Annotated in this window: 19 protein-coding genes; 6 read left to right on the top strand and 13 right to left on the bottom strand. The window is 66.4% G+C overall.

Annotated features, from left to right (window positions below):
• Positions 1-2: 2 nt before the first annotated feature.
• Together RT424_RS03775 and RT424_RS03770 are read left to right on the top strand one after the other, a co-directional pair.
• Complete coding sequence (locus RT424_RS03775) at positions 3-2,480, top strand: glycosyl hydrolase 115 family protein (RefSeq protein ID WP_313434630.1); 2,478 nt, start codon at positions 3-5, stop codon at positions 2,478-2,480.
• A gap of 83 nt (positions 2,481-2,563) precedes the next feature.
• Positions 2,564-4,138, top strand: a complete 1,575-nt coding sequence (locus RT424_RS03770) for an MFS transporter (protein ID WP_409521438.1) — start codon at positions 2,564-2,566, stop codon at positions 4,136-4,138.
• A 70-nt stretch (positions 4,139-4,208) separates the two neighbouring features.
• Here RT424_RS03770 and RT424_RS03765 read toward each other — a convergent pair whose 3' ends face one another.
• The 5 genes from RT424_RS03765 to RT424_RS03745 form a co-directional block, all read right to left on the bottom strand.
• Entirely contained in the window at positions 4,209-4,991 is a 783-nt protein-coding gene (locus tag RT424_RS03765; RefSeq protein WP_313434628.1) for an IclR family transcriptional regulator, read from the bottom strand.
• 110 nt (positions 4,992-5,101) lie between these two features.
• Positions 5,102-6,373: an MFS transporter gene (locus RT424_RS03760; RefSeq protein ID WP_313434627.1), complete on the bottom strand. Its 1,272-nt coding sequence runs from the start codon at positions 6,371-6,373 to the stop codon at positions 5,102-5,104.
• Between the two features lie 147 nt (positions 6,374-6,520).
• Entirely contained in the window at positions 6,521-7,198 is a 678-nt protein-coding gene (locus RT424_RS03755) for a CDP-alcohol phosphatidyltransferase family protein (protein WP_313434626.1), read from the bottom strand.
• A gap of 325 nt (positions 7,199-7,523) precedes the next feature.
• Positions 7,524-8,327 (bottom strand): sulfite exporter TauE/SafE family protein, encoded by an 804-nt coding sequence (locus RT424_RS03750; RefSeq protein WP_313434625.1) that lies wholly within the window; start codon positions 8,325-8,327, stop codon positions 7,524-7,526.
• Positions 8,324-9,700, bottom strand: coding sequence for a RimK family alpha-L-glutamate ligase (locus RT424_RS03745; RefSeq protein ID WP_313434624.1), 1,377 nt, complete (start codon positions 9,698-9,700; stop codon positions 8,324-8,326). The genes RT424_RS03750 and RT424_RS03745 overlap by 4 nt, the downstream gene beginning before the upstream one ends.
• Positions 9,701-9,974: 274 nt before the next feature.
• Between RT424_RS03745 and RT424_RS03740 the strand changes: the two genes are divergently transcribed.
• Positions 9,975-12,020 (top strand): carbon starvation CstA family protein, encoded by a 2,046-nt coding sequence (locus tag RT424_RS03740; protein ID WP_313434623.1) that lies wholly within the window; start codon positions 9,975-9,977, stop codon positions 12,018-12,020.
• Entirely contained in the window at positions 12,017-12,199 is a 183-nt protein-coding gene (locus RT424_RS03735; protein WP_313434622.1) for a YbdD/YjiX family protein, read from the top strand. Before RT424_RS03740 ends, RT424_RS03735 begins: the two co-directional genes overlap by 4 nt.
• A gap of 178 nt (positions 12,200-12,377) precedes the next feature.
• On the opposite strand, the gene RT424_RS03730 is transcribed toward RT424_RS03735, so the two are convergent.
• A complete protein-coding gene (locus RT424_RS03730) occupies positions 12,378-12,587 on the bottom strand; it encodes a hypothetical protein (RefSeq protein ID WP_313434621.1) in 210 nt (69 codons plus the stop codon).
• Between the two features lie 259 nt (positions 12,588-12,846).
• On the opposite strand from RT424_RS03730, the gene RT424_RS03725 reads away from it, so the two are divergent.
• Both RT424_RS03725 and RT424_RS03720 read left to right on the top strand, forming a co-directional pair.
• Positions 12,847-13,920 (top strand): glycoside hydrolase family 43 protein, encoded by a 1,074-nt coding sequence (locus RT424_RS03725; RefSeq protein ID WP_409521437.1) that lies wholly within the window; start codon positions 12,847-12,849, stop codon positions 13,918-13,920.
• Positions 13,921-13,931: 11 nt separating this feature from the next.
• Positions 13,932-14,804 carry a polysaccharide deacetylase family protein gene (locus tag RT424_RS03720; protein ID WP_313434620.1) on the top strand — a complete coding sequence of 291 codons (873 nt, stop codon included), beginning with the start codon at positions 13,932-13,934 and terminating at the stop codon, positions 14,802-14,804.
• A 131-nt stretch (positions 14,805-14,935) separates the two neighbouring features.
• On the opposite strand, the gene RT424_RS03715 is transcribed toward RT424_RS03720, so the two are convergent.
• The 7 genes from RT424_RS03715 to manD all read right to left on the bottom strand — a co-directional run bounded on the left by RT424_RS03715 (position 14,936) and on the right by manD (position 26,388).
• A complete protein-coding gene (locus RT424_RS03715; protein ID WP_409521436.1) occupies positions 14,936-16,159 on the bottom strand; it encodes an SGNH/GDSL hydrolase family protein in 1,224 nt (407 codons plus the stop codon).
• 102 nt (positions 16,160-16,261) lie between these two features.
• Entirely contained in the window at positions 16,262-19,168 is a 2,907-nt protein-coding gene (locus RT424_RS03710) for a TonB-dependent receptor (RefSeq protein WP_313434619.1), read from the bottom strand.
• A gap of 135 nt (positions 19,169-19,303) precedes the next feature.
• On the bottom strand, positions 19,304-20,983 hold the full coding sequence (locus RT424_RS03705; protein WP_313434618.1) for a DUF5597 domain-containing protein: 1,680 nt from the start codon (positions 20,981-20,983) through the stop codon (positions 19,304-19,306).
• The gene (locus RT424_RS03700) at positions 20,980-22,440 is read right to left on the bottom strand and encodes a mannitol dehydrogenase family protein (RefSeq protein WP_313434617.1); all 1,461 of its coding nucleotides are present in this window, start codon (positions 22,438-22,440) and stop codon (positions 20,980-20,982) included. Before RT424_RS03700 ends, RT424_RS03705 begins: the two co-directional genes overlap by 4 nt.
• Positions 22,437-23,864, bottom strand: a complete 1,428-nt coding sequence (uxaC, locus tag RT424_RS03695; RefSeq protein WP_313434616.1) for a glucuronate isomerase — start codon at positions 23,862-23,864, stop codon at positions 22,437-22,439. Before uxaC ends, RT424_RS03700 begins: the two co-directional genes overlap by 4 nt.
• On the bottom strand, positions 23,861-25,180 hold the full coding sequence (locus tag RT424_RS03690; RefSeq protein ID WP_313434615.1) for an MFS transporter: 1,320 nt from the start codon (positions 25,178-25,180) through the stop codon (positions 23,861-23,863). Before RT424_RS03690 ends, uxaC begins: the two co-directional genes overlap by 4 nt.
• Entirely contained in the window at positions 25,177-26,388 is a 1,212-nt protein-coding gene (gene manD / locus RT424_RS03685) for a D-mannonate dehydratase ManD (RefSeq protein WP_313434614.1), read from the bottom strand. The genes RT424_RS03690 and manD overlap by 4 nt, the downstream gene beginning before the upstream one ends.
• Positions 26,389-26,399 lie beyond the last annotated feature (11 nt).

Genomic DNA, 26,399 nt, shown 5'->3' with positions numbered 1-26,399 from the left:
CGATGCGCGGAGCGGCTTTCCTTGCGATAGTGGAGGGCCTTTCGGTAGTGGCGGGCCTGGCGCTCGCCCATCCGGCGCGGGCGGCCGCTCCTCCATTCGTCCATTTCGAACCCGTGCGGGGCGACTTCGTTCTTGCGAAGGATGGCCGCGCCGCGCAAGTCGTGACCGCGGCCGGGGATCACGAACTCGTCCGCATCGCCGCCCAGGACTTGCGCAGCGACCTTGCCTCGGTCACCGGCGCGACAGCCGGATCGGACGCGCAGGTCTGGATCGGCACCCTGGGCCGCAATCCCGCAATCGACCGCCTGGTCGCGACAGGCAGGATCGACGCGGCGAAACTGCGCGGCGCCTGGGAAAGCTTCCTGATCCTGCCCGTCTCCAACCCGGCCCCCGGCGTGAAGCAGGCTCTGATGGTGATCGGCAGCGACCGGCGCGGCACGGCTTACGGCGCTTACGAACTGTCCCGCGCGATCGGCGTCTCGCCCTGGCACTGGTGGGCGGACGTCCCCCCGGAACGACATCAGGCGCTCTACGTCTCCCCCAAGGCGCAGCGGTTCGGCCCACCTTCGGTCAAGTATCGCGGGATTTTCATCAACGACGAGGACTGGGGCCTGATTCCCTGGGCGCAGGGCAAATTCCCCGGCGAAGCTGCCCCCGGTCCCAAGACCTACACGAAAGTCTTCGATCTCCTCCTCCGGCTCAAGGGGAACACGCTCTGGCCGGCGATGCACAAGGCCAGCCGCGCCTTCAATGCCGATCCCGCCCATGCCGCCCTGGCCGAGCGCTACGGCGTCGTCATGGGCACCAGCCATGCCGAACCCATGCTGCGCAACAACGTGGGCGAATGGACCGGCAAGGCGGACGACTTCAACTACCTGACCAATCGCGACGGCATAGGCGATTACTGGCGGGGAAGGGTGAAGAGCAACGCTGCCAGAGAGACGATCTGGACGCTCGGCCTGCGCGGCATTCACGATAGCGGCATGGTCGGCCCCAGGACCGACGAGGAACGCCGCCGGACGCTGGAACAGGTCTTCGCCGATCAGCGCGCGATGCTCGGCGAAGCAGGGATTTCAGGCGCGCCGCAAGTCTTCACGCCCTACAAGGAAGTGCTCGACATCTACCGCGCCGGGCTGAAGGTGCCCGACGACGTGACGCTGATGTGGACCGACGACAACTTCGGCTACATCCGCCACCTGCCCGATGCCACCGAACGCGCCCGCACCGGCGGCAACGGCGTCTATTACCATCTCTCATACCTCGGGGCGCCGCTCTCCTACCTCTGGCTCTCCACCACCCCGCCCGCTCTCATTCGCGAGGAAATGGGACGCGCCTGGGATCATGGCGCGCGCCGGATGTGGATCGCCAATGCCGGCGACATCAAGCCCGCCGAACTCCAGATCGACTACTTCCTCAGCCTGGCCTGGGACATCGAGGGGACACGGAGTCAGCCGGTCGGGACATGGATGGGACAATGGGCCGAAAGCGCATTGGGCAAAGGCACCGGCAAGGCTGCCGCGGCCATTCTCGACGACTATTACCGACTGAACTTCGCTCGCCGCCCGGAGCATCTCCAGTGGTATCTGCCGGGAGAGAAGCCCCATGCCAGCCCACTTTCCATCGCGGAAGCCGACGAGCGCCTTGCCGGTTTCGCCGCCATGGAAAGCCGACTTGCCACGCTGCGCCGCGCGCTTCCCGCAGACCGAGCCGACGCCTTCTTCGAACTGCTGGACTATCCGGTTTCCGCCTCGACGGCCGCAAACCGGCGCTTTTTCGCGGCCGAGGCGCACGATGCCCTACGCGATGCCGATCCTGCGGAAAGCTGGCGCCGCGCCCGCATCGCGGCCGAAGCCAACGAGACGCTCGCCGCACTGACCATCCGCTTCAACCGCGACATCGCCGCCGGAAAATGGCGCGGGATCATGGCGGTGGAACCGGCGGACGGCCAGTGGCGCAGCTTCAGGCAGGCTCTTCCGGTGATGCCCGCCCTGGCCTCCATTCCCGACCTGCCTGCTATTGGGCCCGCCCCCTCCCCCACCAATGCCCCCGCCGCCACGCTCCCCCTGCTGCGTCCCGACCGGTTCGCGCGCGGCAAGGGCTGGCGCCTGATCGACGGGATGGGCCGCCACGGCGCGCTTCTCGGTGCCGGCGCAACCGCCGCCAGGGCGCGCGCTTCGATCGTGCTGCCCGCCGGACAGTGGCGCGCAGTCGTGGACCTCCTGCCGAGCTATCCCGCCGATAACGGCGAGAGCCTGCGGCTGACGGTAATGATCGATGGGAAACGCCACGCCTTGGAAGTGCCGCGCCGTACCGGCGACCGCGCCTGGGCCCTGGCCGTGCTCGACAACCGCATCTCGCACGCGCTTCCCACCCTGCTCGATGCCGGTAGCCACGAGATATCGCTCGAATCCGGCGATCCTGCCGTGATGATCGAGGCCATTCGTTTCCTGCCTGCTGACAAGCCGATTACTCCGACATAAAACCAGATCAATCGGCGCGCCCACGAAGGCGGGCCGCGAATAAGAACAAGACGGTGAAGGATCCTGTAGTGCCCGAAAGCCAGATGACGGCCGCGCGTCCCGTGCGCCTCCGAAACTACCTCGCCTATGGCTCGAACGATGTGCTCGGCGCCGGATCGATGGCGGTCATCTCCGGCTGGGTGCTGATCTTCTATACGCAGTTCTGCGGGCTTTCGGCGGCCCAGGCGGCAACCATCTTCGCCGTCGCGCGCGTGCTGGACGCCTTTGCCTCACCGATGATCGGCTATATCTCCGACCACTTCGGCAGCACCGCGCTTGGCCGCCGATTCGGGCGGCGACGCTTCTTCATCCTCGCCGCCATTCCCTTGCTGCCCAGCTTCGCGCTGATGTGGCTGCCGGGCCAGACCTTCTGGTACTACCTCGCCAGCTACGTACTGTTCGAGCTTGTCTACGCGATGGAGATCATCCCCTTCGAGACACTCGCCGCCGAGATGTCGAGCGACTATCGCACCAAGGCCAAGTTCGCCGGATCGCGCATCCTGTTCGGGCAGGCCTCCGCGATCCTCGCGGGCTTCCTGCCACTGTGGCTGATCGAAGCGCTGGGGCGCGACAGCGCCGATACCTTCTTCTACATGGGCCTGATCTTTGCCGCGCTGTTCATGGTGACAGCCGCCATGCTCTACCTGTTCAGCTGGGAACGACATGGGCCCCAGGGACATTTGGGCGGCACGCCCCTACCCCAGGAACGGCGTCACTCGGCAGGCCCGCTGGAGGCGCTCAAGGCGCTCTACCGCAATCTCTTCTCGACCATGCGCATCCGCGCCTTCCGCCTGCACTTGGGCATGTACCTCGGCGGCTACATCAGCCAGGACGTGTTCAACGCGGCCTTCACCTTCTTCGTGATCTTCGCGCTGGCGGGAACCACGGCGGTCGCCTCGGGTCTGCTCGGCACGATGTACATCGTCCAGTTCGTGGCGGTGATCGTCGCCATCAACCTGGCCCTGCGCGCCTCGCCCAGCCGCGCCTACCAGATCGCCGCCGCCAGCTTCGGTGCCGGTGCGCTGAGCCTGATCGGCCTGTGGCTGGCCGGAATCGAATCAGGCAGCCACATGATCTGGCTGCCCATCGTACTGGCGGGTCTCGGACGCGGCGCGCTGAACTACATTCCCTGGGCGACCTACAACTACATGGCGGACGTGGACGAGATCGTCACCGGCCGCCGCCGCGAGGGCGCCTTCGCCGGGGTCATGACCTTCGTGCGCAAGGCCACCCAGGCCGCGGCCGTCGCGGGCGTGGGCTTCGTGATGCAGGCGGGCGGCTTCGTCTCGGGCGCCGCGCAACAATCGGACGGCGCGATCCGCACGATCGCCCTGCTGCTCGGCATCGGCACCGTGACCATGCTGGCCTTCGGCATCGTCGTCTCGCTCCGCTTCCGGCTCTCGCCCCGCACGCACGAAGTGCTGATGCGCGAGATCGAGCACTTGCGTTCCGGCGCGCGCACGCCGTCCAGCCCGGAAGCGCAAGCCGTGGTGGAAGACCTTTCAGGCTGGCGCTACGACCAGCTCTGGGGCCGCAATCCACTGGTGGAGGACGAACCCGCGTCGTCCCGGACTCGATCCGGGACCGCTGGCAATTCTTTAGGCGATAGCGTGCGGTAAAGGCACCCAGCCGAAAGCTGGGTGAAGCGAGGCCAGCGGTCCCGGATCAGGTCCGGGACGACGAGAATTTCTACACCCGCGGCGCGCGATAACCCACGGCTTCGCTGATTTCCCCGGCCGTCGCCACGATGGCCGCCACCAGACCCTCGACGATGTCGTCGGTCAGGTAATGCGCGGCGCTGGCGATCGAGATGGCGATGCAGATCTGCCGCCGCGCATCGCGGATCGGCACGGCCAGCGAACGGACGCCGTCACCCAATTCGCTATCGTGCAGCACATAGCCCCGCGCCTTGTGCTCGCGCATCAGCGCCACGTATTCCTTCACGGCCTTGGCCGAAACCTTGCCGCCCACGGCGTCGCGGTAGAGTTCTTCCCAGACGGTCTCGTCCTCGTCGAGCAGTAGCGCCTTGCCCAGGCCGGTTTCCGCGATCGGGCGCCGGTCGCCGGGCGCGGTGGCCACGCGCAGCCGCTGGCGGCCGGTCACGCGGTCGAGGTGGCGGGACCAGTCGCCCTCGCGCTTTCCCACGAACACGCAGAAGCCGGTCTGGTCCGACAGCTTCTCCATGAACGGCCGGGCCACGCGTACGTAGTCGATCTGTTCGGTGGCCATGACGCCCAGTTCGAGCAGCTTGGGCCCGAGGCCGAAGCCTTCGCTCGTCACCGAGAGATAGCCGCGCGATTTCAACGCCTGGACCAGCCGGTGCGCGGTGGTCTTGCTCATGCCCAGCTTACGGGCGAGATCGGCGGCGCGGATGGGGCCGCCGATCACTTCATCCATGATGTCGAGCGCGCGCATGAGCGTCTGCGTGCCCTTGACCTCGACTTCGGGCTTGTCGTCGCGAAGTGCTGCCATGTTTCTGTCTTTCCCAAGTCAGGCCCACTTTGCGGGACGAGACTCCAATTGTTCCACCATGCTCTATACCTTGGAGCGTGGCGGTCAATGGGGGGAAAGGGAAGCGCGGATCAGGCGAAGGTAGCCTCGGTATCGCGCCGGATAGACAGTAGTCCGATCAAGCTGAGCACTGCCGCCACCGAGATATAGGCGCCGACGTAAAGCACGCCGCCCTCGTCCGCCAGCGTCTGGGCGATCGCCGGAGCGAAGCCGCCGCCGAAGATGCCGCCGACGTTGAAGGCGATCGACGAGCCTGTGTAGCGCACGCGTGCATCGAACAGCTGCGGCAGGAGCGAGGCGATCGGGCCGTAGACGAAGCCCATCGTGAACAGGCCGAGGCACAGGAACCCGGCGATGGCCGAGAGCGATCCGGCCGCGAACATCGGCCCCATCAGGAGGCCCACCGCCACCGCGCCGATGCACCCTGCGATCAGCACCCCGCGCGAGGTCCAGCGGTCTGCCGCATAGCCTGCCAGCACGATGCCCAGCGCCATGAACAGGATCGCGAAAAGCTGCACGCCCAGGAAGCTCTGGCGGTCGTAGCCCAGTGTCTGGGTGCCATAGCCGAGCGCGAAAGTGGTGGTGAGATAATAGATCGCGAAGCAGGCGATCACCGCGAAAGTGCCTGCCAGCGTCTGGCGCAAATGGGTTGCGAACAGCTCGACGATCGGGATCGACTTCGGCGGCGCTTCTTCCAGCACGGCCTCGAAAGCGGGCGTTTCCGTCAGCTTCAGGCGGATCCACAGGCCCAGCCCGACCAGCACCGAACTCAGCAGGAACGGAATGCGCCAGCCCCAGGCCAGGAACTGGGCGTCGGTCAGGGTCATGCTGAAGATCAGGAACAGGCCGTTGGCGGCCAGGAAGCCGACCGGGGCGCCGAGTTGTGGGAACATGCCGAAACGCGCGCGCCAGCCCGGCGGCGCGTTCTCCACCGCCAGCAGCGCCGCGCCGCCCCACTCGCCGCCAAGGCCAAGGCCCTGTGAAAAGCGCATGAGGCACAGCAGCAGCGGGGCCAGCCAGCCGATGCTCTCGTAAGTCGGCAGCAGGCCGATGATCACGGTGGCGCCGCCCATCAGCAGCAGCGAGGCGACCAAGGTGGATTTGCGCCCAACGCGATCCCCGAAATGGCCGAACAGGGTGGCGCCAACCGGCCGCGCGATAAACGCGATCGCGAAGCTGGCGTAGGCGGCAAGCCGCTGGACCGACGCCGATTCCGCCGGGAAGAACAGCGGCCCGAACACCAGCGCCGCAGCCGTGGCGTAGATGTAGAAGTCGTAGAACTCCACGGCGGTGCCGACCAGGCTGGCTGTCAGCACCCGTGCGTTCTTGCGGTAGACGTTCATCGCAGGCGCTCCGCGCCCGTGCTGCAAAGTCTCATCCCACCGAAAATTTCAACCGACACCTGGCACCCGCGAACCGCTTCCATTCAGCGGCTGCCCTTAGGGCAATCGACGCCAGTTTACAGCCCCCATTCGCGCAACATAATTACGTCAGCGCGCGGCGCCTGCCAGACGCTTGCCGGTGACCAGCGTCTGTACGACGAACAGCACCATCAGGATGGCGCCGACGGAGCCCACGAAGACGTCGAAACCGGAAATCGCCCCGAACAGGCCGCGTCCCGACCCCAGCACCATCATCATCGCGGTGAGGGCGATCAGCATGAAGCGCAGTTCGGTAGGCCCGGCCTGAAGGTAGGAAAGCTTGAACTCGCCCAGCACCCGCGCGGCAAGGTAGGCGTGGATCGACAGCAGCAGATAGCCGACGAGTGCAACCATGGCGACGTCCATGGTGACGTAGGGGCTGGTCCCGATCCCCCAGACGATCAGCGCCGTCGTCAAACCGTCACAGCTGTGATCTATGAAATAGCCATAGGACGGCCGTTCGATCTTGCGGAAGCGGGCCAGGCTGCCGTCCATCGAATCGCCAAACCATTGCACCACATAGCCGGCCATGGCCAGCCACAGCCAGTGCGCCGACAGGTTGCTCGCCGCGTAGCCGCCGAAGGTCATGAAAGCGCCGACCAGACCGGTTGCGGTCAGCAGGTCCGGCGTCACCCAGCGCGGCATGCGGGCGCAGAGCCATGTCAGGAGCTGGCGTTCGCGCCGCGCCAGCACGTTTTCCTGGATACGAGTGGGCGGTGCGGGATGGGCTTGGGTTTTGGCGTTCATGCAGGTCATCTCGAAATTCGGGGGCCGGTAGGTCTGATCTTCGCAGGCATGCCGACCGGGTCAGGCCACGGCCGACAGCCTCCCGCGCGCCCGGCCCGCGAGAGGAGAATCGGAAAAGGCGTGCAGAGTTCCATGAACAGGCTCCTGTTTGCGGGAGCCCGTCGGTCTCTCAGTCGTCGACGCGCAGAATTGAGCCGACGATCGGGCGCTCATAGCCGACCATCGCCCGCTTGGCCAGTTCGGCGCCGTTCGGCCGGCCCATTCCGCGCTCGCTTCGACGACAAGCCCCTGTAATCTCTGAGAACAGAGCCTGCCCCAGCTGCTTCTAGAGGCGGGCGAACAGGGGAATCGGGGAGAACATCAGCGAGACCAGCCCGCCCAGACTCAGCGCCACGAGAATGGCGCCCGTCAGTTCCATCAGCCGGCGCGGCGATATCCGGCGCGTGAACAGCGCGCCGAACGGGGTGGCGACTATTCCCCCGACGAGCAGGCCCGACGCGGCGAGCGTGAAGGAATGCAGCCCCAGCCGACCGATGAACGCGGTAAGCACGGTGACGGTGACGAAGAACTCCGCCGCATTGGCCGTGCCGATCGCCATGCGCGGGGTCATCCCCTGCGCCATCAGGTTGCCGGTGACCATCGGCCCCCAGCCGCCGCCCGAGGCGTCGAGAAATCCGGCGATGAGGCCGAGCGGCCCTACCAGCTTCATCCGGCGATAAGCCTGAGGCCGCCTTGGCCCGCGCCAGATCAGGTAGAGCCCCACGGCAGCGAGATAGACCAGCACCGCCGGACGCAGCACCGTCATGCTGACGCTCGTGAGCACCCAGACGCCGAGTAGGCCGCCGGCGATGCCCGGAATCACCAGCCGCGCGAAAAGCGGCCAGTCGACATTGCGCTGCAAGGCATGGCAGATCCCCGAGGCGCCGCTGGTGAAGCCTTCCACCCGGTGCGTCACCGCCGAGGCGACGCCGGGGGGCAGGCCCAGCAGCACCAGCAATGAATTGGCCAGCACGCCGAAGCCCATGCCCAGGCCGCTATCCACCAGCTGCGCGAAGAAGCCGGCGATGATGAAGGGCGCCAGGTCCAGCCACGGAATGGCGCTCCACGAAAAGGGCAAGCTGTCGATCATCCGCCCGCCTTCCGGAGCAGGGAAGACGCCGATCGGCCGATCCGCCCCGCCGGGGCCGTCGTCATGAACAGCAGCGGGAAACAGAGGGCGAGCACGGAGAGCACCGCGCTGGGCACCACGGCCGCTCCCGCCAGCCAGGGCAACACCGCCGCCCAGATCGCCGCCACCAACACGATCATCAGCGTCCTTTCCTGCTCCTGGTCGTCGAGAGCCGAAAGATCGGCATTCACCCGGCCGTCGAACAGCGTCCTGAGCCCCCGGCCGACCCGGCTCTTGCGGTCCACCAGCATGGGCGGGAGGCTGGCATGGGCCAGGCAGCCCAGCCCGGCCCCGACCATCCGCAGGCCCACGGCGCTGGCAAAGCGGCGATATTCGGGGTTGCGGTCGCTGAGTACCCTGAGACCGGCGCGACCGCCGAAGGCCAGGTCCGCCAGCGCATTGCTCTCGGCAGCGGGGGGCACCACGGGGGCGGCTTCCTGCTGGGTCGCCACCACCCATTCGAGAATGGCCGAAGGCACGTCGTACCCGGTCGCGCGCTCCAACCCCTGGAAGCCGGGAGCCGAGTTCGCCTCGCAGATGCGATAGCCTTCCTCGTCGAAGAGAATGTCGATGCCGGTGACGTCCAGTTCCAGCACGTCGGCCGCCTGGACGGCCAGTTCGGCCATTTCCGGTGGCGGATTATAGGCGATGCCAACGCCGCCCAGCGAGACGTTGGACTTGAAGCCCCCGGTCAGCGAGCGCCGCTCCATCGCCGCGATCACGCGCCCGCCCACCACCAGCACGCGCACGTCGCGGCCGTGGCTGGCGCGGACATAGTGCTGGAGGATGAAGTCCGCCTGGGCATCGGCGCTTTCCAGCAGGCCGGCGAGATCCTCGAACTGGTTGCGGTCCTCGCACTTGAGCACGCCTGCGCCGCGCGTGCCCTTCAGCGTCTTGACGATGACCGGGAAGCCGAGTTCGCGCTCCACCAGGTCCACGTCGATGGGGAAGCTGCCGAGGATGGTGCGCGGGATCGGCAGACCCGCGCGGTTCAGGGTTTGCAGGGTGTGCAGCTTGTCGGCCACCTGTTCGATAGTGGTCGGGCCATTGACCAGCCGCACGCCGCGCCGTTCCAGGTGGCGCAGCACGGCGAGCGTGAAGTAGTCCGTTTCCGCGCCGGTGCGACATATTACGAAATCGGGACGCTCGACGAGGCGGCCCTGATAGGTCGTGCTCCAGTCCTCCTCGGCACCCACCACCAGATCGAACTTGTGGGGATGCAGCACCAGCAGCTCGATTCCCATGGCGGTGGCCGCTTCCTGGAAACGAAGCACCTCGGGGACTTCGGAATTCGCGGGATCGAGTTCCCGATGAAACAGTATCCAGCCACGCAAGGCTTCATTTCCCCAAGAGAGATAGCGGTAAGGCAACGCGTTAGAAATGCAGCATATTCGGTGTCGTATCGAGCGGAGTGCCTTGGTGCCACGCAAAGGAACGTTCGCCAACGATCTTTGGTTGCCTGTCACACTATTCAGCCAAGAACCCTCGTCAAAAAGCCCTCGTCGTCCCGGATCAGGTCCGGGACGACGGAAGTTTTCGGGTTCCTTCATCCGCCCAACGCCTTATGCACGGACGAAACGCCGCGCACCGAAGGAGAGAGAGAGCACCATGATCCGCCACTTGCCCTGGCTTGTCACCGGCCTGATCGGCGCCATTTCACTGACGGTCGTCGCGGTTTCCCGAGGGGAGGCCGTGAACGCGTTGTGGATCGTGGTGGCTGCGGTCTGCTGCTTCCTGGTCGCCTACCGCTACTACGCGCTGTTCATCGCCCGCCACGTGATGAAGCTGGACCCCTCGCGGCCCACCCCGGCCATCCGCCGCGCCGACGGACTGGACTATGTCGCCACCGATCGCACAGTGCTGTTCGGGCACCACTTCGCCGCCATTGCCGGCGCGGGGCCGCTGGTGGGACCGGTGCTAGCGGCGCAGATGGGCTACCTGCCCGGCACGCTCTGGATCATCGGCGGCGTGGTGCTGGCAGGCGCGGTGCAGGACTTCATGGTCCTGTTCATCTCGATGCGGCGCGACGGGCGTTCGCTGGGCGAACTGATCCGCATGGAAATGGGCCAGACGGCAGGGACCATCGCCCTGTTCGGCGCCTTCATGATCATGGTGATCATCCTGGCAGTGCTGGCACTGATCGTCGTCAAGGCGCTGGCGGAGAGTCCCTGGGGCATGTTCACCGTGGCCGCCACTGTGCCGCTGGCGATGGTGATGGGCGCCTATACCCGCTGGATCCGGCCAGGCCGGATCGGGGAAGTTTCCATCCTCGGCCTCGTCGGCCTGCTTGCCGCCATCGTCTACGGCCAGGCCATCGCCCAGTCGCCGGTATGGGGGCCGCTGTTCACCTTTACGCCGGTGCAGCTCTGCTGGATCCTGATCGGCTACGGCGCGGTCGCCTCGGTCCTGCCGGTCTGGTTGCTGCTGGCGCCGCGCGACTATCTTTCGACGTTCCTCAAGATCGGCGCCATCGCCGCGCTGGCCATCGGCATCGTCATCATGGCCCCGCCGCTGCGGATGCCCGCGCTGACCGACTTCGTGAGCGGCGGCGGGCCGGTGTTCTCGGGCGGGCTGTTCCCGTTCCTGTTCATCACCATCGCCTGCGGGGCAGTATCCGGCTTTCACGCCCTGATCGCCAGCGGCACCACGCCCAAGCTGATCGCCAGCGAGAGCGACGCCCCGCTGATCGGCTACGGCGCCATGCTGATGGAGGCCTTCGTGGCGATCATGGCACTGGTGGGCGCCTCGATCCTCGACCCGGGCATCTATTTCACCATGAACAGCCCCGCCGCGCTGATCGGCACGGATGCCGCCAGCGCGTCGCAGGCGGTGACCGCGATGGGCTTTGCCATCTCGCCCGAGACCATCGCCCAGACCGCACGCGACGTGGGAGAACACACCATTATCTCACGCGCGGGCGGCGCCCCGACGCTGGCCGTGGCCATGGCCGAGATCTTCTCGCACGTCGTCGGCGGACCGGCGATGAAGGCGTTCTGGTACCATTTCGCGATCCTGTTCGAGGCCTTGTTCATCCTTACCGCCGTTGACGCGGGCACCCGCGCGGGCCGCTTCATGTTGCAGGACCTGATGGCCCTTGCCGTGCCCAGCCTCAACGACAGCCGGAGCCAGATTCCCGGCCTGATCGCAACGGCGCTCTGCGTGGCGGCCTGGGGCTTCTTCCTGCATCAGGGCGTCACCGACCCGCTGGGCGGGGTGAACACGCTCTGGCCGGTGTTCGGGATATCGAACCAGATGCTCGCCGCCATAGCCTTGATGCTGGCGACGGCCGTGCTGTTCCGCATGAAGCGTGACCGCTACGCCTGGGTCACGCTGGTGCCGACCGCATGGCTGTTGGTCTGCACGATCTCGGCGGGCTGGCTGAAGCTGTTCTCCGCCGATCCCACCGTGGGCTTCCTGGCGCATGGCGCGAAGTTTTCCGCCGCGCTGGAACGGGGCGAACTGCTGGCGCCGGCCAAGTCGATGGAGCAGATGGAGCGCATCGTGTTCAACGACCGCGTGGACGCCGCGCTGGTGGCGGTGTTCCTGGCCGTGGTCCTGTCATTGATGGTCTATACCTGGCGTACCTGCATGGCCTCGCGCCGCAGCGCCGTGCCGACCGTTCACGAGATTCCAGCCGCTGCGGTGGTGGCGTGAGCCTGCTGCGGACCTTGCGCCGCATGGCCCGGCTGATGGTCGGCGTGCCGGACTATGACGACTATGTCCGGCACATGGCCGCGAATCACCCGGAGCGCCCGGTGATGGATCGCAAGGCGTTCTTCAGGGATCGGCAGGAGGCGCGATACGGCGGCAAGAACGGCGGGCGCTGCTGTTGATTTGGGTGCTACCGGAGACGGTTGCGAAATGGCGATCCGTCATCCTGAACTTGGTTCAGGATCCATTCCGCCCCGCACGAAGCGGTATCGATATGGCACGATGGATCCTGAACCGAGTTCAGGATGACGTTTGGGAAAGACGCATAGGTCAGATGGGGCCAATTCCGCCCCCACCCCCTCAGTGGCGGCGAATCACCAGCTTGGTCTCGCCGCAGAGGCTGCATGCCTCCTTGCTGCGCACGAAGCCGTTGGTTCCCACCAGTTCGCGGGTCTGGACATCCGCATGATGAAGCACGCTGAGGCCCAGCCGCTGCGTGATGCAATCGTCACAGACCGGCTCCGGCGCCAGTCGCGCGACGAGTTTCTCGATGTCTTGCAGGATCGTCATGTTCATTGCCCTCGACCTGCCCGTGCCAGCTTGGCGCGGTCCCGGCAATGGCAATTACGATAGTTCGAGTTTCGCTACGGTAAACTCACCAGCCCGGCGATGGGCATGCTACCACTCTCCGCCGAGAGGCAACACCATTCGCGGTTGCCCTCGTTAAATGTTAGCGCTATCTTTCAAAATAGAAGAGTAAACCCACCGGGAGATCGATGTGTCTAGGCGAATCCACGCAGCCCTTGCGGCAACCGCTTTCTGCGGCCTGATCACGGCCTGCAACGGCACGGGCGGCGCGCCCGAGGCCACCGCTTCGGCCGATGTCACACAGGCGGGGGCCACGAAGGCGGATGCGTCCGGCAAGAAGTACCTGTCGCAGCCGCTGGTCAGCGAAATCTACACCGCCGACCCGTCCGCCCATGTGTGGAACGACAAGTTCTACATCTACAACAGCCACGACATCGACGGCCCCACGGCGGAAGACGACCTGGGCAGCCACTTCGAGATGCGCGACTACCATGTCCTGTCGATGGACAAGGTTGGTGGCAAGGTCACCATCGGACCGGTGGCGCTGGACGTGAGCCAGGTGCCCTGGGCCTCCAAGCAGATGTGGGCGCCCGACGCGGCCTTCAAGAACGGCACGTATTATTTCTACTTCCCGGCCAAGGACAAGCAGGGCGCCTTCCGCATCGGCGTGGCCACGTCCAAGGATCCCATGGGTCCGTTCAAGCCGCAGCCGCAGCCGATCAAGGGCAGCTATTCGATGGACCCCGCCGTCTTCACCGACGACGACGGCCAGAGCTACATGTACTTCGGCGGCATCTGGGGCGGCCAGCTCCAGCGCAACATAAACGGCAAGTACGATCCCAACGGTTCCAAGACCGATCTCCAGGCCGACGACAAGCCCGCCCTGCTCCCGCGCGTGGCCCGCATGAACGGCGACATGCTGGAATTCGCCGAGGCCCCGCGCGAAGTGAAGATCGTGGACGAAAAGGGCAAGCTCCTGCTCGGCGGCGACCATGACCGTCGCTTCTTCGAGGGCTCGTGGATGCACAAGTACAACGGCAAGTACTACTTCAGCTACTCGACCGGCGACACGCACTACCTCGCCTATGGCATCGGCGATTCTCCCTACGGTCCCTTCACCTATAAGGGCCGCATCCTGGAGCCGGTGGAAGGCTGGACCACGCACCACTCGATCGTCGAGAAGGACGGCAAGTGGTGGCTGTTCTACGCCGACAGCCAGCTCTCCGGCCAGACACGCCTGCGCAACGTGAAGGTGACCGAACTGCACTACAACGAAGACGGCACGATCAAGACCATCGATCCCTTCGTACGCTAAGGACAGGCGGGATGGCGAAAAGGCACGCTGGTCTGCTTGTCGCGGCGCTTCTGGCCGCCATCCCGTTTCCTGCTCTCGCGGCTCCTGCTCCGCAAATGGCGCTGACGTTCGACGACCTGCCCGCACACCCGCCATATCCGGCGGGTGAATCGCCGGTATCGGTAATCGACGCCATCGTGGCGTCGCTGAAGCAGGAGCGGGCGCCGGCGTTCGGCTTCGTCAACGCCGGGAAGGGCAAGCCCGGCGAACTCGGCACCGTGCTCGCGCACTGGCGGGCGGCCAGGCTGCCTTTCGGCAATCACGGTTACGACCACCTCAATCTCGACAAGGTCGGTCCAGCGCAGTTCGTCGCGGAGATCGACCGCAACCAGGCCGTGCTCGGCCCGGACGGGATGAAACGGCTACTGCGCTATCCCTTCCTGGCCGAAGGACGCGATCCTGCCGTGCGCGACAGCGTTCGCAAGGCCCTGGCAGAGCGAGGCTATCGCATCGCCGCGGTCAGCCTCTCGTTCGACGACTGGGCCTGGAACGCGCCCTATGCGCGCTGCTCGGCCCAGGGGAACGCAGCGGCGATCGCCGATCTGGAGGCCCGCTATCTCGACGCTGCGCGCAGCGATGCCAAGGCCGCTCGGGCCGCGTCCCAAAGCCGCTTCGGACGGGACGTGCCTTATGTCCTGCTGCTTCACGTCGGCGCCTTCGGGGCGCGAATGCTGCCACGGCTGCTGGCGCTCTATCGCGAGATGGGCTTCCGGTTCATTCCCCTGGAAGAGGCCCAGCGGGACAGGTTCTACGCCTCGACCGACCCGGCAAGGCCCGGCCCTTCACCGGCCTTGCTGCGAACGACTCCGCTCACGAAACCGGGGGATGAGGTCTGCCCTTCCTGAACGTCGTCCCGGACCTGATCCGGGACCGCTGGCAGTGAACGGCCCACGTTGCGACGGGGCGCTGTCACGCAATCTCTCGCCTAAAGAATTGCCAGCGGTCCCGGATCAGGTCCGGGACGACGTTCATCCGCTTACCGCAGCAGCTCCAGCGGAATTGCCTCGCCCATGGCCTTGTACCCGGCCGGGTTGGGATGCAGCGCATCGCCCACGTCATAGGCCGGATTGAGCCTGTCCGGCCGGGCGGGGTCGCGCATGACCTTGTCGAAATCGATCACGCCGTCGAAGTGGCCCGGCTCGCGGATCCAGGCGTTGATCGCCTGCCGGTCCGCTTCGTTGGCCGCGTCGGGATGATAATACTCCGTCCCCATATAGGGCAGCAGCGTCGCGCCGTGGACCTTGATCCCGCGGGCATGGGCGCGCGCCACGATCTGCGCATAGGCGCCGGTGATCTGTTCGACCATGGCCGCATGTTCCCCGGCGCTGACCGGCTGGAGACGCGTGAGATTGCCCAGGTCGTTGATGCCTTCCAACAGGATCAGGTGGGTAACGCCCGGAAGCGCCAGAACGTCGCGATCGAGCCGGGCCATGGCGTTGGGGCCGAGACCGTCGAGCAAGACCCGGTTCCCGCCGATGCCCTGGTTGATCACCGCCCGCTTGCCACCTAGCCGCCGCGCGAGCACGTCCGTCCAGCGATCGTTGCCGTTGGTGGTGGTGCCGCGCCCATCGGTGATGGAATCGCCGAGCGCCACGACCGCGCCGCCGCCGCAGGCGCGCGCCTCGATGCCGGAGAGCATGTACCAGTGGTCTACTTTGGCGGCGGCGGGCAGGTCAGCATCGGCCACATGATCGCCCGCCAGCCAGTAGGAGGTTGCCCGCGATCCCGGATGGGAGGTCTGGCGGCCGGGCACGGCTGCGAGGTGGATCGAGATCGCAAGGTCGTCGAAGGCCCTTAGCGGCAGGTCGATCGGATCGGAGAGCCAGTCGGCGCCGGGCGGGATCGTGACGCGGCGCTTGCCGGAAAAGCTCAGACGCGTGACCGACCCCGCGTTCACGGCGGCGCTGCCCGGCTGCACAGCCCGCGCCAGCGTCGCGGCTTCGATCACCAGGGGGACGTCTCCGAAGGCGTTGGAAAACCGCACCCGCAACCCGCTGCCCCCGATCGACGGCCGCACGATCTGGCGCAGCGTCACATCGCGCCGTGCCTCCGCCGGCAGCGCATTGTCGGCGCCGGGCTCCATCTGCGACGAACCCCAGGCCGCGACCCAGGGGCAGGACGCCGCCAGCGCGGGCATTGTCGGCGATGTCGCGAGCAGCGCGGCGGCAGTCAGGGCAAAGTGGCGGAACTTCGGCGGCATCGCACAACCCTCAAAAAAGAAAAGAGCCGGCGACCGAAGGCCGCCGGCTCGAAGGTTTCAGGGAGGAGGAGATCCCTGACAAGAACGAAATATCGAACGCGATCAGAAGTTCGCGCGCAGGCCCAGCAGCACCTGGCGGCCCGGATAGTAGACCGAGTAGGCGGCGTTCGAATACTGGAAGGTCGTGCGGATCGGCTCGTTGGTGATGTTCAGCACGTCGAGCGTCAGGCGCACGGCCTTGTCGAGGAACGGCAGCTGATAGCCGGCCGACATGTCCAGCTGGCCACGGGCATCCGAGCGCAGCGCGGCGCCGGGGATGTTGTTCTGCGGACCGTTCACGGCGATCGACTTGTCGTTCCAGACGTAGTTCAGGCTGACCGACAGGCCGCCGTTTTCGTAGAAGCCCTGGAGGTTGTACGAATAAGGCGAAACGCCGGTGGCGACGAGGCCCGAGGACGACGACTGCTTCAGGTAGGTGCCGTTGGCCGAGAAGCCCAGGCCCCGGAACAGGAAGTCGAGCGGCTGCACCCAGGTGACTTCCAGACCCTTGATCTTGAGGTCGGACAGGTTGATCGGGCGGTTCACCGTGATCGGCAGGTCGGCGATCGCCACGCCGGTGGCCGCCGCGCGATTGCGCAGGGCATCCTGCTGGGTGGAGATCAGGCTGTCGAACGGAATGTTCAGCGAACCGAAGCTGGCGCTGGTCACCTGGGTTTCGGTGAAGCCCTGGATGTTCTTCATGAAGGCCGAGACACCGACGTAACCGATGCCGCCGGTGTAGATTTCACCGCCGATATCGTAGTTGTCCGAGGTGTAGGGCGTCAGGTCCGGGTTGCCTGCGGTCGCCACCAGCGCCGAAGGATCGGAGAAGGTGATGCCCGGCAGGATCTGGCCCGCGTCCGGACGGGTCATGGTCCGCGACGCCGAGGCACGGATCTTGACGTTGTCCATCAGGTCGTAGGTCAGGTTGATCGAGGGCAGGAAGTTGTCGTAGTTCGACTTCGAGCTGATATCGATGATCGTGGTGCCGACCTGGCTTGGCCCGACGACGACCTGACGAGTGTGGGCATAGCGCATGCCGGCATTGGCGTGCAGGTCACGGCCGAACAGCTGGGTTACGCCGTTCAGTTCGAAGTAGGCACCCCAGACCGTCTCGTCCATGTCGCCGGTGGCGCCGCCGGTCACCGCGCCGCGTGCTTCCGGCGCGCTGTCGCGATAGCTGGCATAGTTGGTGGCGGCCTTCAGCGCATCGAAGTCAGGCACGACGAAGGCGTTGTAGCCGACGCTTCCGCTGGCCAGATGGCCGAAGTTGTCGACCGGGAACTGCTTCAGGTACTGCGCGATAGCGGTGGTCGGCACCGTGCCGGTGGCGCCGGTGCAGCCCGTGCCGCAGACCGAAAGCTGGTAGGCGGTGCTGTTGTCATAGGCGCGGATCGAGCGCTGGGCCCGGTCATAGGCGCCGCCGATCTTGATGCTGAACTGATCGTCGCCGATCGTGGTGTCGAGGTGGGCACCCTTGGTCTCGGTGCTGCGACGCACGAGCTGGATGTTCTGGCGATACCACTGCCAGCCGAGATTCGGATCGTTGAGATCAACGTTGGTGGTGATCAGCGGACGGTTCGCCGCGCCGGTATTGTCATAGTAGACGTCCACGCCCGAATTCGGCGGGGTCTGGAACGCGAACGTTGGCTGTTCGCGGAAGAAGCTGCTCTTGGACCAGTTGGCGCTGGCTTCCACCTTCACGGTATCGGACGGCTGCCAGGTCAGGCTGGGATTGATGTTCCAGAACTTGGTGGTCTGCTTGAACTGGCTGGCTTCGAGGAAGAACGACGAGTTGGCGAAGGTGCCGCTGGTGACAACGCCGTTGTCATCCACGGTGAGGTCGATCGGGATCATGCCGCCGGTCGCCTGGGCGCCGGTGCCGGGGCCCGAATTGCGGACCTGCCAGTTCATGTTGATCTTGTCGTAGTTGCGCTTGGACTTCGCCCAGATACCGTCGAGGGCGAAGTGCAGCTCGTCGCTGGGACGCCATTCGAGCGAGGCCAGCGCCGAGATGCGCGAACGGTCGCCCGTGGTCAGGCTGTTGCGACCGAGGCGCGGCAGCAGCGCGGTGCTCAGCTGGCTGCGCGTCAGGCCCGAGGTGGCGACGACATCCACCGGCTGGCCGGGAACGAGGCCGTGACCGGCATTGGCCGGGACGACCGAGGCCCAGTTCCAGTTGTTGTTGCCGGCATCGCCGGCGCCCAGGCTGCCGTCGCCCCAGCCCACGGTCTCGAAGCCGTCGACGCGGGTCTTGGTCTTCACGCCGGCCACGCCGACGAGAATGCCGAAGGTGTCGGTCGTGTGGCTGGCGACGAGCGCGCCGCGCGGGCTGATCTTGCCGTTGCTGTCGGTGTACTGGCCCTGCGCCACGGCCGTGATGTGGGTGCCTTCCTTGTCGAAGGGACGGGCGTTGCGCAAGTTGACGGTGCCGGCGATGCCGCCTTCGAGGGTGGACGGCGTCGGGCTCTTGGCAAGGTCGAGGCGGGTGAAGAGTTCGGACGGGAAGAAGTCCAGATCGACTTCGCGGTTGGCGCTGCCGCCGTTGGTGCCGCCGTCAGACGCCACCTGAAGCTGCGAGCCGTTCAGCAGCACGCGGGTGAAGCTGGGGCCGAGGCCGCGAATGGCCACCTGCGTGCCTTCGCCGTTGATGTCGCGGTTGAGGCGCACGCCGGGCATGCGGTTCAGCGTTTCGGCAAGGTTGGTGGCGGGCAGCTTGCCGATGTCTTCGGCGAAGATCGAATCCCCGAAGGTCACGGCGTCGCGCTTGGCGTTGGTGGCGCTCTGAAGCGAGGCGCGGATGCCGGTGACGATGATGTCGCCGGCCGAAGGTTCATCGCTTTGGGGTGCCGGATCGGCGACTGTCGTGTCGGCGGCAGTTTCCTGCGCGAAGGCGGCAGGCGCGGCAAAGCCCGAGAGCGCGGCTGCGCTCAGGAGAACGGCACGAACGGAAATACGGTTGGATCGCATTGGATATCCCCTCCCATGTAAACCACGTCCGCGTCATGTCGGATCGTGGGGTGCGCCAGCACTGGTAGCGCTATCATTATTAGACTTAATATGCCCAGTGCCGGCTGTCGTCAACACTTATGTTAGCGGTATCTTTCATCTGTAACCATAGAGCTTTACGCGCTGAATCTGCCACTTTCCGGCCTCAAGGCGAATGTGGCGGCCCTGGTGTGTCTGGTCGCCGTTGAGCAGTCTGCCCGGCACCCATTTGCCGGTCGAGTCGAATTCACCCTCGAAGGCCGAATCGATGCCGGCCAGATCGGCGCCCCCCGATTTCGGCTTGAACGTCACGGTAATCCCCTGCCCGGCGATGAGGTATTCCTCGGGCCCGATCTGGATGATCATGCCGCCTGCCGCCGCGATGGCGGCGGTGGTGCCGGGCTGCGAAGCGTCGGCACCGGGATTCGCCACCGGCCTTTGGATGTCCGCATAGGCGATGGTGAAGCGATAAGGGCCCACTTCGCGGGTATCGGGCTCATAGACGAGCGTCTCGTCGTACAGCTGGCGCGGTTTGAACCCGACCATGCGGTCCGTGCCCTGCGCGTCCAGGATATAGGGCTTGAGCTGCTGGAGCACGCCATAGGCCTCCTTCAGCGGTCCCGGCTCTTTGTCCACGGAGTCGATGGAGAACGGGCTGAATCCCAGCGCGTCGAGCTGGCCGATGGCATAGAAGGCGTTCGCCGGGCCGCTGGGATTGTTGGAATTGTGCGCTTCGGGAATGAACAGCACGTTGTCAGGCCGCTTGTAGCCGTTCACGATATCCACGAAGCTGGAAAAGTAGATGTCCGGCGCCAGGAAATCGAGGTGCGGGCCGCCCGCCTTCCAGACGTCCAGCAGGTGCGGCAGCGGGCCGCCGCTGGGATATTCGCCGGGAATGCGGCCCGGACGGTTGAGCGCCACGTTGACGTACATCGGGATCGGATAGGCAGCCTTGCCGGCCTCCGCAAGCTGGTCCGCGAACCGGGCATAATGCCAGGCGGCGAAGACTTCGGCTGCGGCATCGCCGCCGCCGAACAACTCGTCCCACGATCCGCTGGTACGCGCGCCGTGTTCCAGCCACATCCTGCGCATGCCGGGGACGAGCGAATCCTTGTGCGCCACCAGATAGTTCACAAGCTCGGCCGGAACCGGCTCGGCATAGGCGGCATTGGCCGCGGCGCTGTAGTCGCGCGCGACGGGGAGTATCCCGATCTCGTTCTCCACCTGCACCATGACGACGGTGTTGTCCTTGAAATCCACCGCCTTCAGGTGCGCCATCAACGCGGCATAGGCGCGCTGGTCGGCCTTGAGCGTCTCGCCCCCGAACGTCGAGAGGATCTCCACGCCCTGCCCGTTCGGCAGCTGCGCACGCGGAAAGCGCTGCTGGTCGCGCTTCACCCAGGCCGGGACGTAGGTGGACATGGAGTTCTTCCACGCGCCGAACCACAGGATCACCAGCTTGAGATCGTTGGCGCGCGCCGCTTTGATCTGCGAATCCACCGAGGACCAGTCGAACGTGCCTTCGGTGGGCTCGATCAGTTCCCACGATACCGGCGTGAGCACGGTATCGACGTTCATCTCCTTCAGGCGCTTCCAGTGCGGCTCCATGTAAGCCGCGCTGGACGCCGCGGAATTGCTGAGTTCGCCGCCGATCATCAGCATGGGCTTGCCGTTGACGATCAGCTGCTGCGTATCGCCCTTCCGCTCAAGGCGAGGGGCGTCGGCCAGCGCGGGGACGGCAAGGCTCAGGCTGGCGGTGAGCGCGGAGACTGCCAGCAAGGCGGTGCGGAGGGTCATGCGTTCTCTCCCAGGAATGCGGCAATCACGGCGCGGGCGCCGGAAGTTTCGAGATGGCCGAGGTGCGCGGCGATAGCGTCGAGTGCAGCCGGGTCCGGAGTATAGCCCAACACGCCGAGCGCGGCGGTCACGCGGGTGCGCGGGGTAGCCGCATCGCGGAGCGCATCGGCAAGGGCGGCAGCGGCGGGATCGTCGATGGCGAAGCTCTCGCCCGTGTCGGTCGTGCCCGCCTGCCAGCGCACCCAGGCCGCCACGGCGAGGGCGATGGCTGCGAAGGAACCGCCCTGCTCTACCATGACGGCAAGCGGCGCGAGGAGGCGTTGCGGCAGCTTTTGCGAACCGTCCATGGCGATCTGGCGGGTGCGGTGCTGGAGCGCGCTGTTGGCGAAGCGCGCCATGAGTTCTCGGCGATAGGCGGGAATGTCGAGCCCGGCGGGCGGGTCCAGCGTGGGCACGACTTCGTCCCAGAGCCGCTCGACGAAGAGCAGGCCCTGCGCGGTGCCCACGAATTCATGCACGAAGCGGTCACCGGCCAGGCCGCCGAGGTAGGCGATGGCCGAATGCGCGCCGTTCAGCAGACGCAGCTTGGCTTCCTCCCAGGGCGCGACGGCATCGGTCAGCTGCACGCCGAGCGCAGCGAAATCGGGCCGCTCGCCCGCGAAGCTGTCCTCGATCACCCATTGCAGGAAGGGTTCGGCTTTGACCATCGCCCGGTCTTCCGCGCCGGTCAGCGCGGCGAGACCGGCAATGTCCTCGTCCGTAGTGGCGGGAACGATGCGGTCGACCATGGTCGCCGGGAAGGTGCAGCTTTCCGCGATCCAGGCGGCGAGCGCGGGATCGTGCGCCTCGGCCATGGCGAGCACGGCCCCTTTCAACAGGGCGCCGTTGTGGGGCAGGTTGTCACAGGAGAGGATCGAGAGCGGGGCGAGGCCGTTCGCCCGCCGATGCGCAAGCGCCGCAACGAGGAAGCCCGCCGCCGTGCGCGGACGCGCCAGCCCGGCGAGATCGGCCGCGACGTCCGCGTCATCCGCCTTGAGCCTGCCGGTCTTGCGATCGAGGCAATAGCCCTTCTCGGTAATCGTCAGGGTGACAAGGTGCGTCTCGGGCGAAGCCAGGGCAGCCACCACCGCCTCCGGGTCTTCCGGGGCGACCAGCACGCGCTGCACGGCGCCGACGATCTGCGGGGTCTGCACCTCGCCTTCGCGCACCAGCAGGGTGTAGAGGCCGTCCTGCGGGTTCATCTGGTCCCGCACCGAAGCCGAGCGCAGCGAGACGCCGATCACGCCCCAGCGCAGATCGCCCGAGGCCAGCGCCGCCTCGAACACGGCGGCCTGATGCGCGCGGTGGAAGGCACCGATGCCGAGGTGGACGACGCCCGCCTTTACCGCCGCGCGGTCATAGGCGGGGCGGGCGACAGTTGCCGGAACCTGGCCGAGAGTCTCGTTCGAAAGCCTCACAGCTTGTACGCCGCCTTGACGAGATCGTAAGCGAGCGCGCGGGCCACTTCATGCGCCTCGTCCACGGGCAGGCGGTGTTCGGCCACCAGTTGCGCCAGCCAGGCGCAGTCCATGCGGCGGGCCACGTCGTGCCGGGCCGGGATCGAGAGGAAGGCGCGGGTGTCGTCGTTGAAGCCGACGGTGTTGTAGAAGCCCGCCGTCTCGGTAGCGCGCTCGCGGAAGCGGCGCATGCCTTCGGGGGAATCGTGGAACCACCATGGCGGGCCGAGGCGCAGCGAGGGGTAGTGCCCGGCCAGCGGCGCCAGTTCGCGCGAATAGACGTCCTCGTCCAGGGTGAAAAGGATCAGCGTCAGGCGCGGGTCGTTGCCATGGCGGTCGAGCAGCGGCTTCAGGGCCTGCACGAATTCGCCGGGCAGCGGAATGTCGCCGCCCTTGTCGCGCCCGAAGCGGTCGAGCACGGCCTGGTTGTGGCTGCGATGGACGGCCGGGTGGAGCTGCATGACCATGCCGTCCTCCACGCTCATCCCGGCCATTTCGGTCAGGAGTTGGGCGCGGAACAGTTCGGCGTGCGCCTTGCTCGCGCCCCCCTCACCCACTCCGGCCAGCACCCGCTGGTAGAGCGCCTCGCACTCTTCCGGCGAAAGATCGGCGGTCAGTGAGCTGGGATGGCCGTGATCGGTCGAGGTGGCTCCGGCCTCGCGGAAGCGGGCGCGGTGGAAGCGGTGCGCGGCCAGATAGCCTGCGTAAGTCGACACGTCCTCGCCCGCCATCTCGCCGAACTTCGCCAACTTGGCGGCGAAACCCGGCGTTTCGGGATCGACGACCGGATCGGGGCGATAGGCGGTGACGACGCGGCCGCTCCAGCCGCTTTCCCGGATCGCGCGGTGATGGGCGAGCGGGTCGAGCGGGCCTTCGGTGGTGGCGATGGCCTCTATGCCAAAGCGCTCGAACAGGGCGCGCGGGCGGAAGGCCTCGGTCTTGAGCGCGGCGTCGATCACCTCGTAGTAATGATCGGCGGTCGTCTCATCCAGCAGCACGTCGAGGCCGAACACTTCCGTGAAGACCCAGTCCAGCCACATGCGCGAGGGCGTGCCGCGGAACAGGTGGTAGTGCTTCGCGAAGATCGCCCAGATCTTGCGCGGATCCTGCTCCACCGGGCTGCCGTCGACGCTGGGCACGCCCAGCGATTCCAGCGGCACGCCCTGCGAATAGAGCATGCGGAACACGTAGTGATCCGGCACGATCAGCAGCGAAGCCGGATCGCTGAACGGTTCGTCATAGGCGAACCAGGCCGGGTCGGTATGACCGTGCGGACTGACGATCGGCAGGTCCTTCACGCCCTGATAGAGCGCGCGCGCAATGGCGCGCGTGCCCGGATCGGCGGGGAACAGGCGGTCGGGATGGAGAACGAGAGGACGAGTCATGCGGGAGCTTTCTCGCGATCGGGATCGGCGATCTGGTAGCGGGGAAGGATCAGGTGAATGACGGCCAGCGCAACCAGATAGGCACAGGAGGCGACCACGAAGATCGGCTCGTAGCTGCCCACGGTTTCCAGGATGGTGCCGGCGAACTTGGCCATGAGCATGCCGCCCAGCGCGCCGGCCAGACCGCCGAGACCGACGACGGAGCCGGTCATCCAACGCGGCATCGTGTCACCCGGCAGCGCGTAGAGGTTGGCGGAAAACGCCTGGTGCCCGGCGCAGGCGAGGCCCACCAGCGCCACGGCGGTCCACAAGCCCGGCGCACCCGGCGCCATGGCGATCGGCACGGCGCAGAGCGCGGCCAGGAACATAGCCGTCTTGCGCGAACGGTTGATGGTCCAGCCCCGGCCGATGAAGCGCGAGGAAGCCCAGCCGCCCAGCACCGAGCCCACATCCGCCAGCAGATAGACCGCGATCAGCGGCGGGCCGAAGTCCAGCATCTTGACTCCGAACTGCTTGTTGAAGAAGTCCGGCAGCCAGAACAGGAACGTCCACCAGACCGGATCGATCAGGAAGCGGCCCAGCATGTAGGCCCAGGTCTGGCGATAGCCGAACAGCGCGCGCCATTTGACCGGGCGCGGTTTCTCCACCGGATCGGCCTCGATCCAGGCGAGTTCTTCGGCGCTGAGGTTCTTCTTGTCGCGCGGGCGGCGGTAGAAGCCGAGCCAGGCCGCCAGCCACAGGACCGTCAGCAGGCCGGTGAGGATGAAGGCCCAGCGCCAGCCGAGAGTCAGCGCAATCACCGGCACCACCAGCGGCGTCAGGATCGCGCCCACGTTGGAGCCGGCGTTGAAGATGCCGATGGCGAAAGCGCGCTCGCGCTTGGGGAACCATTCGTTGGTGGCGGCGATGGCGGCGGGGAACGTCCCCGCCTCGCCGATGGCCAGCGGTATGCGCGCGAAGAGCATGCCGCTGGTGGAGGTGAACAGCGCGTGCGCCATGTGGCCGACCGTCCACAGCGTCACGGCCAGGGCATAGCCCGCCCGCGCGCCGATCTTGTCGATCAGGCGGCCGAAGAACACGTAGGCGATGCCATAGCCCGCCTGGAACCAGATCGCGAGATCGGCATAGCCGCTCTCGCTCCAGCCGTAGCGCGCCTGAAGCTCGGGCTTGAGCGTGGGCAGGACCAGCCTGTCCACATAGCTCAGCACCACCGCCGCAAAGAGCAGCGCGCAGACGATCCAGCGGATCCGGCCCGAGGGTTTGCTCGGTCCGGCGCCCTGGTCCTTGATGAGCGTCACGCCGTTCACCGTCGTCACCAGTTGTACATCGTGCCGTCTTCGAGGCGGTTCACCGGCAGGAAGGCGCGGCTATATTCGTAGCCTGCGGCCAGTTCCTCGTCGATGTCCACGCCCAGGCCCGGCGCTTCGCCCGGATGCATCATGCCGTTCTCGAACGTATAGGCATGGGGGAAGACCGCATCGGTTTCCGGCGTATGGCGCATGTATTCCTGCACGCCGAAGTTCGGCACCGAAAGGTCGAAATGCAGCGCGGCGGCCATGCAGACCGGCGAAAGATCGGTGGCGCCGTGGCAGCCGGTGCGGATCTGGTAGAGATCGGCCAGCGCGGCGATGCGGCGCAAGTGGGTGATGCCGCCCGCGTGGACCACGGTGGCGCGGATATAGTCGATCAGCTGGTTCTGGATCAGGTCCTTGCAGTCCCAGATCGAGTTGAAGATCTCGCCCACGGCCAGCGGCGCGGTGGTGTGCTGGCGGATCAGCTTGAACGCTTCCTGGTTCTCGGCAGGGGTCGCGTCTTCCAGCCAGAACGGGCGGTAGGGTTCGAGATCCTTGCCGAGACGGCCCGCCTCGATCGGGGTCAGGCGGTGGTGGATGTCGTGCAGCAGGTGCACGTCCCAGCCCAGCGCCTCGCGCGCGGCCTTGAACAGTTCGGGCACGACGCGCAGGTACTTCGCGGTGTTCCAGACGTTCTCGGTCGGCAGGTCGGCATCGGCGGGCTCGTAGAAATACTTGTCCTTGGAGACGCCGTAAGTCGAGGCCATGCCGGGCACGCCGCACTGGAGGCGGATCGCCTTGTAGCCCTGCGCCTGGTAATCGAGCGCCACGTTGATCGTGTCCTCGATGGTGGTGCCGTTGGCGTGGCCATAGACCATCACGCCCTCACGGCTCGCGCCGCCGAGCAACTGGTAGACCGGCAAGCCGGCGATCTTGCCCTTGATGTCCCAGAGCGCCATGTCGACGGCGGCGATCGCGGTCATCGTCACCGGGCCGCGACGCCAGTAGGCGCCCTTGTAGAGATACTGCCAGACGTCCTCGATGCGGTGCGCGTCGCGGCCGATCAGGCAGGGGATGACGTGGTCGGTCAGGTAGCTGGCGACCGACAGCTCACGGCCGTTGAGGGTCGCGTCTCCCACGCCGGTAGTGCCGTCGTCGCAAGTGATCTTCAGCGTGACGAAGTTGCGACCCGGACAGGTGATGATGACTTTGGCATCGACGATCTTGGGCATGGGATGGATCC

Origin of the sequence: Novosphingobium sp., from assembly GCF_032093395.1 — a bacterium.
In the GTDB taxonomy this organism is placed as follows: Bacteria; Pseudomonadota; Alphaproteobacteria; order Sphingomonadales; family Sphingomonadaceae; genus Novosphingobium.
The sequence above is the reverse complement of the archived record's forward strand: the minus strand, read 5'-3'. Positions and strand labels throughout refer to the sequence as shown.